Here is a 14,861-nt window from a genome sequence, read left to right as displayed (position 1 = left end):
CCGATCCCGGTAGCTGGGTTCGCCAGAATTCAGTTTGTGGTTCGTAGGCCGGACCAAGCGCAGCGACGTTCCGGCAATCATGCGTCTGCCGGATGGGCGTCGCAAAGCCTCCATCATCCGGCCTACTTTGGGTCGTTACGTGATTGGTCTTTGTAGCTGGATTCGACAGACTTCAGAGCACCGGAGTCTGGTGATACCGGCTACATCCTTTTCAAAAACGCTCTAGCTTATACGAGCCGGTGACCTACCAGCCTGCTTAGCAGGCTGGCAAGCAAGGAACCGAATCCTCAGCAAGCCGCTGCGTCCAACCTTGCGTTACCTATCATCCAACCTGCGTTACGCAGTTCGGATTCGCAATTGCTTCGCAGCCAAGAACTACTTCGCTGGCAACAACTATTTCACTGCCAAGAACTATTTCACTGGCAGTGTGGGCTGGATGTTATCCAAGTCCGTCCACAGCGTGCCTTCGCCGGCGTAGAACAACTTCAGATCCAGCGTCTCAGGCAACTGCTCGGCGAATTCCCATTTATTGAACGCTCCCGGTGAACCAAACGCCTGCACCGCCAATCGGAACTTGTCAGCCTTGGCCTCTTCTTGAAGCTGCTTCGCACCTGCGGTGGCTCGACCGATCAACACCGATTTCTTAGCGACAAGGTCAGCGGTTTGACGATCAATCGTCGCCACCAACCGTTCCGTTTCGGCACCGATTTCCTTGGCCATTTTCTCACCTTCGGCCATTTTGCCCGCTCGCTTGCGTTCGGTTTCGACGACCACACGTTCGGCTTCTAATTCCACACGCCGCTCGGCTTCTCGCAAGTCCGCTTCGATGCGAGCCGTCTTGGTTTCTTCATCGCGGGTCAATCGCAACTCTTCACTGACATAACCAAGCTGGATCGGCACGCGAACCGCTTGAGGAATGTAGGTGTGCCGCACCAATCCGTAGAGCATCGAGATTCGCTTTTCGCTTAGTTCTTTACGGAACTCATTGCTGACATTGGTTTGGAACTCTTCTCGAGTCTCGCCAACCAGCAATTCGATCGCGCCCATTTTCGAACCGTTGTTGCGGCAGATGCTCTCGCTTTGTGGCTCAATCACTTTTTGTTCGACCGCTTCCAGGTTGCCAAACAACCGGACGATTTCCGCGGCATCTTTAGGCATCAGCCCCCAAATCGCCGTGAAGTCCAACTGGATATCGAAACCGTCATTGCTGGGGAAATTGATCCCCGAACCGGGCACGGCCAGTGGTTCACCTTGGTCATCGTAGAGCGTGTTGCCCGCCTGATCGGTTTGCTTGCGGCTCAAGATGCTGGACTCGGAATATCCCACACCGATGATGTCGATTTCCTGTTCTTTCGGATTGATGGGATACAAACCTGGCTGCAAGACATTCTCTTGGATACCAGCTTTCAGGCCCAAAATTTGGTTGTCCGTTTGCATGGTGACCACACCCACGTAACCCGTCGGGATCTCAACCCAACCACTGGTCTTTTGCTGGTTGCCTACCTGCCGACGTTCCAGACCGACAATCTTGAAGTCGAACTTATAAGGGTTCGCGCGGTAGCGTCCGGGACCAAAGACTTTTCGCAGGATGCCCTTTTGGCTGGCTTGGTTTTCGCCTTCGAGATCCCCGTCGACTAAAAATTCGCCCGACGGCAATTCATCGCCGACTTTACAAGTCACCACACCAATTTGTCCTGGCTTGATGACGGTGTCCGGCACGATCTTTCGTTGCCAGTAGATCGGGTTGTAGAAGTGGCGACCGGGTCCGCGCATCTTGTCGCGAACACCAATTTCATTTTCGTTGGCAAGACGGTTCGGTGGCGATTCCACCCCGCCAAGCAACAACGGACCTTTGTAACGAAGCTGCAAACTGTGTCCTTCATCAACGTACACGCGGCAAAAGAACCACATGAACGCGAAGTACAATCCGAGAAGAATCCACAAACTGCTGAAGGCCAATCCGGCCCACGATTGATATCGGCGAAGGCTCATGATTATTCCTTGTTGTTGGTTTGAGTGGATGGTTTGGCAGCGGCATCTTCGGATGCGTCATCACCGTTGTTGAATTCGTTGAAGATGTCCATCAGCGGACTGTCGGCGGTGTTGACCATCATCTGACGGAAGCTAGGTGCCAGCTTCTTCAGCATCACCCAGCGAGCGTATTGGTCACCGTCGCCGTCATAGGCTTCGACCGCTTTGGCCCAACCCGCCGCATCGGCTTCGTTGCCGAACTTGACGACCTCCGCTTGGGCTTCGCCCATGGCGGTAATCGCACCGGCTTGGTCGATCCCGGCCGCCAATTCAACTTCGGCGACCTTACGCCCCTGTTCCGCTTCGATGACGGCAACTTCTTGTTCGCGTTGAGCTTGGATGGTCAGCTTGACCACTTCCCGCTCGACTTCGACGAGGGCCTCTTTTTGCTTAACCAGTTCCTGCTCGATTCGCAGTTGTTGCTCACTGGCTTGTTGTTCGATTTGCTTGACATACTGCTGGGCCTGTTGAGTCGCAATCTGGCGATCGCGTACCGGCGAAGCAATTTGCTGTGGCGGTAGGATGCGAGTAATCAATGCCTGGATGATTTGGATACCTTGGCTCTTGCAGGTCTCCTCAAGCGTGGTCTGGAAATCCTTTTGAAATTCCAACCGTTTATCACCTAGGATGAAATCTCGGCCCGAGTTGTCACTGCCTCGCAATCGACAAAACGAGCGAGCGTTGGGAAGAATGATCTTGGCAATGATCTCGTCTTCGATGCGTGTCTCGATTCCTTGATCGTTGCTGGAATCGTTGTAGGTCACAAAGACCTCGGCGGCCCGAGCCGGATCGACACGAAATTCGATTCGACCATCCAACCGAACCCAAAAGCCGTCGCGACTGGGGAAGCCCATTTCGCCACCATTGGCCAGATTGAAGCGTTGGCTACGACAGTCAATCAAATTGACACGCTGGACGTAGGGGTTGATGTAGTAGACGCCTGGATTGAGCGTTTCCGCTTGCACGCCCCGTCGGCCTGAATCGACCAACAACAAATTGGGATCTTCCGCCATCGGAGCCGACAGCAACGTGACGACGCCCTTAAAGCCAGCCGGCACGACGACCGGTTCGTGCAACTCGATCAGCTCAGCGTAGTTATCCCGATCGATCCTCGGCTCTTGTTCCGCCTCGTACATGATCGCGTTGATGGGATACCGGCCCGGACGCAGGACTTCCGACGCGATGCCTTTCTTGGAAGGTTGGTCCGCGATCAGATTGCCGTAATCGAGATCGTCGCCGTACAAGCGAATCCGCACACCAAGTCGGTTTTCGGGAATCTCAACCTGCGGGACAATGTCCCATTCCCAATTCCATGGGTTGTAGAAATAGCGGCCTTCGGTGAGCACCTTTTCTTGCAGTCCTTTGTAGTTGCCGAACTCATCGACCGACACGATCTCGGTGGAGTTATCGATTTCGGCACCGGTTTTCTTGATCAGCACCGCGATGTGTCCGCTCGGCACTTCGATGCGACAAAAGATGTAGAACCACATCACCGCGCCCAGTGCCGCAGCGACAAAGACCAGGGCCAGCGTCCCCAGCAATCCACGTTTCAGCATTCGGCGAAGCTGATCGGTGTTGACGGTTCGTTTTGCTTGGATCATGAACAGACTCTTAAAAGTGAGCGGGCAGTATTCTTGTCGCGTAGGTTTCGAACGCGCGGTCGTGGCGATGTCGAGGTCGTGACGATGTGTTGGCCGCAACGATGGCGTGGCCGTGGCAACGCTTTGTTTGTTTGGTGGGCTTGGTCAGCCGGATCCGTTCCGCCGGCGGGGATATCGAGGGTTATCCCCTCTAGGCGACAAAGCCTAGCTCACAGGGCGCGCCGGGCCGGAAATCCCGCTGGACTTAGGTTCGAAACCATGCCTCTGGGTAGGGGATACCGGTTGTCCGGATCTAAAAATGTGTTGTGCCTGCGTGGAAAAGTCGCAGGCATATCAATGACAGTAGCTTCCCGGCTCAAAAAGTCTTACACTTCGGGCCGGAGCCGACACGGTGGTTGATTTTCTCCATGAAGTTTCATTTCTTCTGGTGAATACGCGACCGGTGGGCGGTTCGTCTTGAGTGCCAACTTCCTCCGACCCAACTCACCCGCGTGTCCGAACTCACTCGCTCGCAAGCTACTTTTGTCCGTCACGAATTTGCGATTCGGCGCCTGCACTCGCTCCTGGGCATTGTCCCGTTGGGGCTGTACATGTGCATTCACCTGACAACCAATGCCAGCCTGCTCAATGGAACCGAAACGTTCCAACGGGCGGTGTACTACATCCACTCCTTGGGTGCGGCACTGCCACTGGTTGAATGGGGCGGCATCTTCTTGCCACTGTTGTTCCACGCCATTTTGGGTGTTTGGATCATTCGCACCGGCCGCTCGAATCTTGGCCAGTACCAATTCACCGGTAACAAACGCTACGTTTGGCAACGCTGGACCGGACTGATTGCGTTCGTCTTCCTGATGGTTCACGTGCTGCACTTGCACGGTTGGTTCCACGCGAGTCCTTGGCTAGCGATCGTGAAACCTTTGGGCTTTGCGAACTTCTATCCTTACAACGCAGCCTCTTCGCTTGCGATGTCGATGGACCGTTTCATCTGGGGTTTCTGGCCTGCGTTCTACCTGATTGGTGTTTTGGCCACGGTCTACCACTTGGCCAACGGACTTTGGACCGCTGGGATCACCTGGGGACTTTGGGTAACACCAACCGCACAGGAACGAGCCACAAAAGTCTGCACTGCATTCGGCGTCGTCTTGGCGTTGATCGGTACGGCAGCTTGGTGGGCAGCGGTCAGTCCCGGACCGGAAGAAATTGCACAAGCTCGCGAAACGGAAAACGAAATGTACGAGGCCGCGGTCAAGACGGGCTTGGCTTACGACTTGCCCGAAAAACGCTACGAAGCCGAGCAGCCGCTCGAAACAGAACCGACTGAAACCGAAACGGAATCGATTGAAGTGGAAGCGGTTGAGACGGAGTCCGTTGACGCGGAACCAGTCGAAGCAGACACGGAAGAGTCCGCCACCGAACCCACCGCCAAACCCACGCCCGCCGCAGAGTGATTCCTCGCCGCTAGGTGCATGCGTGGGGTAAACGTCTCACCAGCACCATCGCCTCTACCCAACATTCAAACACGTCGGTCTACCGAAGAGATTTTTGAACATGGCAGCTTCTAACAAACCCGCTCACGTGGTCGTCATCGGTGGCGGTCTGGCCGGATTGGCCTCGACGATGAAACTCGCCGAACTCGGTGCCACCGTTGATCTGATCAGCCTGACCCCGGTCAAACGCTCCCACAGCGTATGTGCACAGGGCGGCATCAACAGCTGCAACGATCAAACCCGCCAACTCGGCGACGCGGAATGGAAGCACCTCGACGACACCGTTTACGGTGGTGACTTCCTGAACCACCAACCGCCCGTTAAAGAAATGGCGTTCTGGGCACCGAAAGTCATCGAACTGATGGACCGCCTCGGTGTGCCGTTCAACCGTACCGGCGAAGGCTTCATTGACCGTCGACGTTTCGGGGGCACACTCTACAAGCGAACCGCATTCGCTGGCGCGACCACCGGCCAACAACTCCTTTACGCCCTTGACGAACAAGTGCGTCGCCGGGAAGTCGAAGGCGTCGTCAACAAGTTCGAATTTTGGGACTTCTTGGGCCCCATCCAAGACGAAACCGGCCGCTGCCGTGGTGCCGTCGCCCAAAACATGACGACGATGGAAATCCGGTCGTTCCCCGCCGACGCGGTCGTGGTCGCAACCGGCGGTTGTGGCCTGATCTACGGGCGCAGCACGATGAGCGTGTTCTGCACCGGAAGTGCGGCCAGCCGTTGCTTCCAAGCGGGTGCGAAATACGGCAACGCTGAATTCATCCAGGTTCACCCGACCGCGATTCCTGGGGCCGATAAGCTTCGATTGATGAGTGAATCGGCTCGTGGCGAAGGCGGACGCGTCTGGGTTCCTCGCACTCCGCAAGACCCACGATCGCCTCGCGAAATCCCCGAAGCGGACCGCTATTACTTCCTAGAAGAACGTTACCCCGAATACGGCAACCTGGTTCCACGTGACATCGCGACCCGCGAGATCTTCGACATTTGTGTCAACGAAGGGCTTAGCGTGGAAGACGACCGAATGTGCGTCTACCTCGACCTGACCCACATTCCACGAGCCGAACTGGATCGTAAGCTTGGCGGCATTCTGGAAATCTACGAAAAGTTCCAGGGCGTCGACCCACGCGACGAACCGATGAAGATTTTCCCCGCGGTTCACTACTCAATGGGCGGTCTCTGGGCCGACTACGTCAAGAGTGCCGATGGTGGACTCGAAGCCGGTGCCCCTCGCAACCACATGACCAACATTGACGGTCTGTACGCGATCGGTGAGTGCGACTACCACTACCACGGTGCCAACCGACTGGGTGCCAACTCGCTGCTTTCGTGCATCTTCACGGGTCTGTTCACTGGCTCGTCGATCATCAATTACGCTGCATCGCAAACATCCGGTGGCGACGACGTGCCAGCATCCGTGCTGGAAAACGCCGTTAAAGTGCAACAAGATCGACACGACAACCTGCTCAAGGGCAACCCCGGCAGCGATGAGAACCCCTACTTGATCCACCAAGAACTGGGCGACTTGATGACGCGTGTTGCCACGGTGGTTCGCAAGAACGAACAACTGACCGAGGCCGTCGCCAAGATTGACGAATTGCACGAACGTGCGATGAAGGTCAGCCTGGCCGACACCGGTGCTTGGACCAACCAAAACGTGATCTTCGCCAAGGCTCTGCAGGACATGTTCCCGCTCGCCAAAGCGTTGTTGAAGGGAGCACTGGCTCGCGACGAGTGCCGCGGTGCCCACTTCAAGCCTGCCTTCGCTAAGCCTTCATTAACGTCCGATGATCCTGTCGAACGCCGCCGACAAGCCGAAGAGTGGTGCGATGCGTTTGAAGAAAACAATCGCCGCTTCCTGAAAAGCTCGATCACGACGTACGACAGCAACACTCGCCAAGTCGAGCTGAACTACGAAGAGGTCGACACCAGCTTGGTACCACCGCGTCCGCGTCTGTACGGTTTGGTGGGTGCGGAAGAAATCGAACAAGTTTGGAACGAACGAGCCGCGATGAAGGCGAACCAGCCCGACCCGTCGCAATTGACCTCGTCGATCTAGACCTTCCCCCATCACGGTTGCGACGGAATCGGTAGACCCGCTACTACGATTCCAGTGTGAACCACCTGACACCTTAGCCAATCCTGTTTTTCACCCTTCACGAGTCTTTCAAACGATGATCGCCCTGGAACCTTCGGCCAAGAACCGTCCCGAGTTCATCAATGTGCGTGTCCGTCGCCAGGACGGCCCAGGGCAAAAGCCGTACTGGGAACTTCACAAGATCAAGTACGAACCGGAAATGAACGTCATCAGCGTTCTGCAACGGATCGCTGCTCAGGCCAAGAACACCGATGGCCGCGCCGTGGCCCCCGTCGCGTGGGATTGCGGTTGCTTGGAAGAGGTTTGTGGCTCGTGCACGATGGTCATCAATGGCCGAGTTCGTCAAAGCTGCAGTGCCTTGGTCGACCGTTTGCTGGCTGACAATGCTGACGAAATCGTTTTGGAACCCATGTCAAAGTTCCCCGTCGTCCGCGACCTGATGGTGGACCGCGAACGCTTGTTCCGCGGTCTCGAACGCGTCAAAGCTTGGGTCCCTGTAGACAGCTACTACAACTTGGGCCCCGGTGAACGGATCCCTCGCGAAGAACAGGAACGCAACTACCCGCTAAGCCAATGCATGAGCTGTGGTTGTTGCGTGGAAGCTTGCCCGCAATACAACAAGATCGAAGACACACAAAAGCCAAATGAGTCCGACGCCGAGTTCGAAGCTCGCAAAGATGCGGACTTCGACGAAGCGTTTGTTGGGCCGCATGCGATCTCTCAAGCGATGCTGTTCAACAACCATCCCACCGGCAAGTCACTCGCGTCGGATCGCCTCGAAGCCTTGGCCGGTCCCGGTGGAATCGCGTCATGCGGTAACGCTCAAAACTGCGTCGCGGTTTGTCCTAAGGAAATTCCACTGACGACTTCGATCGCCCGAGCCGGTCGCGCCACGACGCTGCACGCGATCAAAAAATGGTTCGATAAGTAATGACTGGCTCGCAAGACGAAAGCACAACCGATCTGGGATCACTCGGTTACACCGACCTTGCCAAAATGATCGATCACTCGATCTTGCAGCCCAATTCGTCGGTCACCGATTTTGAATCGGGTATCGACCTAGCTTTGGCCTACGACGTGGCCAGCGTGTGCATCATGCCGCACTATGCGAAACGTTGCAGCGAAAGACTGGCTGGCTCGAACGTAATCTCCTCGACCGTCATCGGCTTCCCTCATGGTGGGCACACAACCGCGATCAAGCGAGCCGAAGCACTGCAAGCGATCGACGATGGATGCCAAGAACTCGACATGGTCTGCAGCATCAGCAACGTGATCAGCGGCAACTGGAACTACGTTCGTGACGACATCGCTGCCGTTATCGAGGTGGCCCATCAAGCGGGCCGCCAAGTGAAGGTGATTTTCGAAAACTGCTATCTCAACGACGACCAAAAAACGCGGCTCTGCGAGATCTGCTCTGAATTGAAGGCCGACTGGGTGAAGACCTCGACCGGTTTCGGCACCAGCGGCGCGACGATGGAAGACTTAAAACTAATGCGCCGCGTCACCGCTCCCGAAGTGCAAGTCAAAGCCGCCGGCGGAGTCCGCAACCTCGACGATCTGATCGCAGTCAAGAAGATCGGCGCCACCCGCTGTGGCTCCAGCCGAACTCGAGGCCTCCTCGATCCCCTTCGCGAACAATTGGGACTGCCTCCCATCGTGGTAGCCACCACCGAAGGCCCCAAGTCGGATTATTGACGCCCCTCCGAGCCAGCCAACAAAGAACCTCGCCCGGTGAAGCGGGTAGAGGTCGAGCAAAGCCGTTCAGGCGATTGCGAGGGAGAGCTCAGCACTGAACTCTCCACAAATACAACTGCAAGCTAGAGACACGCCCTCCCCCTCGCTTCGCTCGACCCCTCCCAGGGGGCGGGGTTCTTCGAGCAACTTATTTCCAACAAAAAACCTCTCCTGGCGAAGCAGGGAGAGGTCGAGCAAAGCCGTTCAGGCGAATGCGAGGGTGAGGGCTCCACACAACTCCGTCACGCAAAGCCTCAACCAACCCACCTAAAACTTATAAAGCAGCAACGCGGAGTAATAAAAATCGTTTGGCTTCGCACCCTGTGGTGTGCTGTCGTAGCGATCCGTTAGCGACAATCGCAGAGACAGATTCTCGCTGCTATCGACCAGCGTTTCCCATGCCACGTCGGTTACCAATCGGTAGTTGCTAAAGTCATCCCACGCTGGGAAGTAATCGATCTTCGCTTTGACCTTTTGGCGAGACGACAACTGGTGGTCCGCTTCAAAGCCGAACACGCCTTCAGGGATCCAGTCATCATCGGGGGATCCAATTTCCTTCGACGCACCAGCACCGAAACGGGTGACGATGTTCGTCTTGTCGTTGCGGACCCAGTAGTAGCCCAAACCACCGTTGAGGTTCAGTCGCAAGTCAAACGCTTTGAACTCATCAAACTCCATCCCAAACTTCCCAAACATGCTCCAAGGGGAGTCTTTCAAGAGCCGGTCGTAATCAAGATTGAAACGGCCGTTGTCCTCCGTCGTCGTGTTGCTCGCGCTCGCTTGGCGGTAATCGAAGTCCAGTGCCAAAGTGTATCGTTTGGTTTTTCGTTTCATCTCCAAACCGGTTTGGATTGCCAGCGTGTCCGCGTTACCGCTGCTTCCGTCCAAACCAAATTCCGCATGGTTTTCCCAGCCCTTGCTGATCCAACGCCACGGCACTTGATACCAGTGCACAGCCTCGTCTTGCAAAGGCGGATGATCAAACGTTTCTCCATCAGCGATCGCCGCTCCCATCGGCAGAGCAACATCGCTTGTGCCCGATCCGATCGCTCCGTCGGTCAGTGGTAACGGAGCACTCGGTGTTTTGGCTGAGGCCGCGTCCAACGCCATCGGCGCCTCCAGCACTGGAAGATCCAATGTCGATTCCGACAATCCAAATTCGGCCGTCCACTCATCCGGCAGCTCGTTCATCGACGGCACCGGATTGGTCAATTGCGTGTTGGCGTTCGCCGAAGCGGGCGTTGCCAATACCGGAGCCGGCGTGGGGGGATACTGATATCCCGATCCGTTCCAGTTCGCCTCGCCCGACTTCCAACTTTGAGCCGACGCTGTCGTGCACAATGCGCCGCCAAATAGACACACAACGATCCCAAACAATGCGTTCAGCGGCATTGACACCACCTGAACCGACTTAGGATGAGTATTCATAATGATTCTCCAACAAACAATTTCATTCAGGCCGCGAATCCAGCCCACGCGATTGCCCTAGCAAACGTTCTCCAGCCGCCGACAAATCGGCCAGCAAAAAACGATAAACCGACAAACCGCCGACTCGCTTGTATCCCAAACCAAGCGTCTCCAGATAGATCGATTTCGTACACTTTTGTCCAGCAAACCAGGGACATGCTATAACGTCAGCCGTCGTCGACTGTTAAAACGCAGTGACCGGCCCAATAGCAAGGAACTCTTTTCACACAGGCGTTTTGGATGCCCCCCTCCGCGACCCCTTCGAACACCACGAAGTCCCATCGCGTTCGGCCGACCACTTCCGATCCGGCATCGCTGCTACCCCGGTTCGGCCTGCAATCGTTCCGGCCCGGCCAGCGAGATGTCGTCGATGCTCTCGCCGACGGCAACGACTGCCTATGCGTGATGCCCACTGGCGGCGGCAAGAGCTTGTGCTACCAACTGCCTGCACTGGCCCGCGAAGGCACCACCATCGTGGTCTCGCCGCTGATCGCGTTGATGAAAGACCAAGTCGACACATTGGTCGGACGTGGCATCCGAGCCAAACTGATCAACAGCTCGCTGTCGCAAGGCCAACAAGAATCGGTCATGGAAGCGATGGTGCGCGGCGAACTGGACATGATCTACGTTGCCCCCGAACGCCTGCGAAACGGACGCTTCCTCGAAGCCGTCGCCAAAGCCGACGTGTCGCTGCTAGCCGTCGACGAAGCCCACTGTGTTAGCGAATGGGGTCACGACTTTCGCCCCGACTACTCGCGGCTGGGCCGGTTCCGCGATCGCTATCTCGATGGCGTGCAAACGATCGCTCTGACCGCCACCGCGACCCCCACCGTTCGCGACGACATTTGCGGTTTACTGAACCTGAAGTCGCCCAAAGTATTTGTCACCGGTTTCGCCCGCACGAATTTGAAGTTCGCGGTGGAGTCGTGCAACAACGACACCGCCAAACAGATCGCACTGCAACAATACCTGAAGTACCGCGACGGCACTGGCATTATCTATGCCGCCACCCGTAAACGCTGCGAAGAGATCGCCCAGTGGTTACCGGAAAAGACCGGCCGGAAAGTCGGTGCCTATCACGCCGGACTGCATCCGGACGATCGTCGGCGTGTTCAGGAATCGTTCATGAAGGGCGAACTGTCCGCGATCGTGGCGACCAACGCCTTTGGTATGGGCATCGACAAATCCGACATTCGGTTCGTCGTCCACTTCAACATTCCAGGATCCCTGGAAGCGTATTACCAAGAGGCTGGCCGCGCCGGGCGTGATGGCGAAATGAGCGACTGTTTGTTGCTATTCGCCTATTTCGATCGGCAGATCCAAGAGTTCTTCATCGAGAACCGGTACCCTTCCGCGGCTACGGTGAAGAAGGTCTACGAATTCTTGCTATCGCGGGAAGAAGACCCGATCGAACTCACCCTGGACCAAGTCAAAGAAGGTATCCAGACACGCGACGGCACCGAAGCGATTAGCACCGCCGAAACCCTGCTCGCGCGAGCCGGTGTTCTCAAACGACTCGACGCCGGCTCCAACCAAGCTGTCATCCGAATCGATTCGGACGCGCCCACCATTCTCGACTTTCTACCTCGCGAAGCCAAAACCAAACGCAAGGTCATGACCGCCGTCGAGAAAGTGATCGGCGACCGCCGTGGCGAAGACGTGTACGTGCGGCCGGACTACCTCGCCAAGCTAGCCGGACTGGATCGAGCCAAGGTCACCGCCCAACTACGCGAACTGACCAAGTTACGTGCGTTCGATTACGTCCCACCGTTCCGCGGCCGAGCCGTCCACATCACGCGTCGCGATCTGAAGTTCAACGACCTTAACATTGACTTCAACGAACTCGCCCTTCGCAAGCAAGCGGAATACGAAAAGCTTGACGCCGTCATCAAGTTTGCTCGTGCCAGTTCATGTCGCCAACGAGTCATCCTGGACTACTTTGGTGACCCCAACGCCGAAGACTGCACCCGATGCGATCGATGCGATCCCGTTGGCGGCAAACTGATCAAGACGTCTGGCACGGTGGTGTCTGGAGACATGGTCTCCGGTTCCAACGTACCGTCTCCCTCGATGTCGATCGCCTATCCCGACATCGATCAACGCAGTCTTCTGACGGCGATTCGCGTCACGCTATCGGGCGTGGTTCGGACCCATGGCCGCCTTGGCAAAAACCTTGTTGCCCAGATGCTGGCCGGTTCCAAAAACAAGAAGGTGACCCAACTTCGACTCGACCGGCTAAGCACCTATGGCATGCTGACCGGCTGCACCCAAACCGAACTCAGTGACGTGCTCGACGGGCTACTGAACGCAGGCCTTGTTGAACAAAAAGAGATCAGCGAACGACGTCCGACGATCCACATCACCGACATTGGTCGGCGTGTGATGAACTGCGCCGAACCGCTTCCCGCGTCCGTGCAAATCAAACACAAGCTTGCCAAAAAGTTAGCAACCGTCGCCGCCGGAATTGAATCCGGTGACGTCGAAAACGACGAAGAACCGGCGCCGGAAAAAGCTTCCGACTCAACACCTGAACCCGACACGCCAAGCAAGGCCAGTGTTAGCGATCCCATCGCCATCGACCCTATTACAAGCCCCCGCGAATCGACAGACTCCGCTTCTGGCCCCGTCACGAGCCTAGTCAACAACCTCACCACAGGAACCGGTGGATCGGTTGCCGACTTGATCGAGGACGACCACGATGCCGGCCTCACCCGAGAGCTGGTGGACCGGATCAAACGATTCCGCCGCAAGCGTTCGGCCGCGCTCGCCGTGTCGCCTCACAAGATCCTCAGCACGTCCACGATTGAGCGGTTAGCCGAAAGTCGTCCCGCTAACGCCACTCAGTTGGAATCCATCTCCGGCGTCAGCAACGAGTTCATGGAAGCCTACGGCAGCGACCTGCTGGACCTGATCACGCAAACCATGTCGGAACACGAAGCGGAACACGGCCCGCCTCCGAAATCCAACAAACCGTCTCCCGCAATGCAACAGCCGCTCGCCAGCAATCCAGAGGCTGTTCGCCAATCGGAACCCGCCGGTCAACCAGAACCTGCACCCGAGCCGGTCAGAAAACAACCAACGCAGTCTATCGAACCGGTTCCACCACCAGTCCCATCGAACACCGGCACCCGCGCAAATCAAACCGGTAGCAGCAACCCCGGCTACTGGACCTGGAAGCTCTGCCGCGACGGATACACCCTGGACCAAATCAGCGAAATCCGCGGAGTCCGGGTGGAAGGACTGCTAGCGCACCTCGTCGCCGCCGCCCGCGCTGGCAACCACGTCAACCCAGCCTGGGGCGGCACCCCCGACCGCGAAAGAATCCTCTCGCAAGCCATCGACCAAATTGAGGGTTAACCCGGCGCGGTACGAAGTCCCGCCGAAAAGACGAATTGACCTGCTTCGCAAATGCCCCGCTTAAATGCATACCTCGGCCCCCTGTTAACCCAACACGCTAAACCTCTCCAGGCGAAGCGGGGAGAGGTCGAGCAGAGCCGTTCAGGCGATTGCGAGGGTGAGGGTTCAGCACGAAATCCACCCCAATACAACAGCAAGCCAGCGATCCGCCCTCCCCCTCGCTTCGCTCGACCCCTCCCAAAGGGAGGGGTTCTTCCAACAATGCATTCTAACAATAACCTCTCCCGGCGCAGCGGGGAGAGGTCGAGCAAAGCCGTTCAGGCGAATGCGAGGGTGAGGGTTCAGCACGGAATCCACACCAATACAACAACAAGCTAGCGATCCGCCCTCCCCCTCGCTTCACTCGCCCCCTCCCAAAGGGAGGGGTTCTTCCAACAATGCATTCCAACAATAACCTCTCCCGGCGAAGCGGGGAGAGGTCGAGCAAAGCCGTTCAGGCGAATGCGAGGGTGAGGGTTCAGCACGGAATCCCCAACAATACAACAGCAAGCTAGCGACGTGCCGTCCCACTCGCTCCTCCCAGTGGGAGCGGCCCTTTGGCAACACACCAAACCCTTCAATCACGAAGACCGCGTTGTTCGCGATCCTTTGCAATCCGCTGACGATCCCGCACACTCGAGCTAGTGGTTTTCCGTTTGGTGAACTCGTACTTCATGCCCATGTGCCGAGCGATGGCGACCGCGACCGCTTCCACGTCTTTCAGCACATCATCGTTAGCGAAACGAATCACCGTCCACCCTCTATCAACCAAGTATCTTTCACGCGATTGATCTCGGTCGTACTGGTAGTCGTGGTAGCCACCGTCAATTTCGACGGCGAAGTGATTCGCGTGGCAAGCGAAGTCCAGCAAGTACGGGGTTCCGGGTGCTGCCGGCGGAACTTCAAATTGCAAACCTGCCTTCCCCGCAGCACGCTCCACAACAACGCCTCCGCCTTCGTTTGTCGATCACGAAGCTCCCGAGCATCAGCGATGGGATCGCGGTTTGGCATCGGAGTACCAAAATGGCTGCACGCAGG

The 14,861-nt window shown here is 56.8% G+C and carries 10 protein-coding genes; 5 read left to right on the top strand and 5 right to left on the bottom strand.

Annotated features, from left to right (window positions below):
• Positions 1-411 precede the first annotated feature (411 nt).
• Together ACR3ZL_RS07095 and ACR3ZL_RS07090 are read right to left on the bottom strand one after the other, a co-directional pair.
• Positions 412-1,992: an SPFH domain-containing protein gene (locus tag ACR3ZL_RS07095; RefSeq protein WP_473648578.1), complete on the bottom strand. Its 1,581-nt coding sequence runs from the start codon at positions 1,990-1,992 to the stop codon at positions 412-414.
• A gap of 2 nt (positions 1,993-1,994) precedes the next feature.
• A complete protein-coding gene (locus tag ACR3ZL_RS07090; RefSeq protein WP_486173325.1) occupies positions 1,995-3,632 on the bottom strand; it encodes an SPFH domain-containing protein in 1,638 nt (545 codons plus the stop codon).
• Between the two features lie 491 nt (positions 3,633-4,123).
• On the opposite strand from ACR3ZL_RS07090, the gene ACR3ZL_RS07085 reads away from it, so the two are divergent.
• The 4 genes from ACR3ZL_RS07085 to deoC all read left to right on the top strand — a co-directional run bounded on the left by ACR3ZL_RS07085 (position 4,124) and on the right by deoC (position 8,921).
• Positions 4,124-5,080 carry a succinate dehydrogenase cytochrome b558 subunit gene (locus tag ACR3ZL_RS07085; protein WP_473648581.1) on the top strand — a complete coding sequence of 319 codons (957 nt, stop codon included), beginning with the start codon at positions 4,124-4,126 and terminating at the stop codon, positions 5,078-5,080.
• 100 nt (positions 5,081-5,180) lie between these two features.
• The gene (sdhA, locus tag ACR3ZL_RS07080; RefSeq protein ID WP_473648582.1) at positions 5,181-7,187 is read left to right on the top strand and encodes a succinate dehydrogenase flavoprotein subunit; all 2,007 of its coding nucleotides are present in this window, start codon (positions 5,181-5,183) and stop codon (positions 7,185-7,187) included.
• 115 nt (positions 7,188-7,302) lie between these two features.
• A complete protein-coding gene (gene sdhB, locus ACR3ZL_RS07075; protein ID WP_473648583.1) occupies positions 7,303-8,157 on the top strand; it encodes a succinate dehydrogenase iron-sulfur subunit in 855 nt (284 codons plus the stop codon).
• Complete coding sequence (deoC, locus tag ACR3ZL_RS07070) at positions 8,157-8,921, top strand: deoxyribose-phosphate aldolase (RefSeq protein ID WP_473648584.1); 765 nt, start codon at positions 8,157-8,159, stop codon at positions 8,919-8,921. The genes sdhB and deoC overlap by 1 nt, the downstream gene beginning before the upstream one ends.
• Before the next feature lie 306 nt (positions 8,922-9,227).
• Here deoC and ACR3ZL_RS07065 read toward each other — a convergent pair whose 3' ends face one another.
• The gene (locus ACR3ZL_RS07065; protein ID WP_473648585.1) at positions 9,228-10,388 is read right to left on the bottom strand and encodes a DUF481 domain-containing protein; all 1,161 of its coding nucleotides are present in this window, start codon (positions 10,386-10,388) and stop codon (positions 9,228-9,230) included.
• Positions 10,389-10,667: 279 nt separating this feature from the next.
• Between ACR3ZL_RS07065 and ACR3ZL_RS07060 the strand changes: the two genes are divergently transcribed.
• A complete protein-coding gene (locus tag ACR3ZL_RS07060) occupies positions 10,668-13,784 on the top strand; it encodes a RecQ family ATP-dependent DNA helicase (protein ID WP_486173324.1) in 3,117 nt (1,038 codons plus the stop codon).
• 616 nt (positions 13,785-14,400) lie between these two features.
• On the opposite strand, the gene ACR3ZL_RS07055 is transcribed toward ACR3ZL_RS07060, so the two are convergent.
• The gene (locus ACR3ZL_RS07055) at positions 14,401-14,652 is read right to left on the bottom strand and encodes a DUF559 domain-containing protein (RefSeq protein WP_473653376.1); all 252 of its coding nucleotides are present in this window, start codon (positions 14,650-14,652) and stop codon (positions 14,401-14,403) included.
• On the bottom strand, positions 14,571-14,834 hold the full coding sequence (locus ACR3ZL_RS07050; RefSeq protein WP_473648586.1) for a DUF559 domain-containing protein: 264 nt from the start codon (positions 14,832-14,834) through the stop codon (positions 14,571-14,573). Before ACR3ZL_RS07050 ends, ACR3ZL_RS07055 begins: the two co-directional genes overlap by 82 nt.
• Positions 14,835-14,861 lie beyond the last annotated feature (27 nt).

Source organism: Rhodopirellula sp. J20-39 (assembly GCF_057365095.1).
Note: the sequence above shows the minus strand (reverse complement) of the source record. Positions and strands in the feature narration are given on the sequence as shown.

Bases quoted from the DNA above. Each gene is read 5' to 3' on its own strand.
- ACR3ZL_RS07095 (WP_473648578.1), bottom strand. From the start codon at position 1,992: ATGAGCCTTCGCCGATATCAATCGTGGGCCGGATTGGCCTTCAGCAGT.
- ACR3ZL_RS07090 (WP_486173325.1), bottom strand. From the start codon at position 3,632: ATGATCCAAGCAAAACGAACCGTCAACACCGATCAGCTTCGCCGAATG.
- sdhA (WP_473648582.1), top strand. From the start codon at position 5,181: ATGGCAGCTTCTAACAAACCCGCTCACGTGGTCGTCATCGGTGGCGGT.
- sdhB (WP_473648583.1), top strand. From the start codon at position 7,303: ATGATCGCCCTGGAACCTTCGGCCAAGAACCGTCCCGAGTTCATCAAT.
- deoC (WP_473648584.1), top strand. From the start codon at position 8,157: ATGACTGGCTCGCAAGACGAAAGCACAACCGATCTGGGATCACTCGGT.
- ACR3ZL_RS07065 (WP_473648585.1), bottom strand. From the start codon at position 10,388: ATGAATACTCATCCTAAGTCGGTTCAGGTGGTGTCAATGCCGCTGAAC.
- ACR3ZL_RS07060 (WP_486173324.1), top strand. From the start codon at position 10,668: ATGCCCCCCTCCGCGACCCCTTCGAACACCACGAAGTCCCATCGCGTT.
- ACR3ZL_RS07050 (WP_473648586.1), bottom strand. From the start codon at position 14,834: ATGCCAAACCGCGATCCCATCGCTGATGCTCGGGAGCTTCGTGATCGA.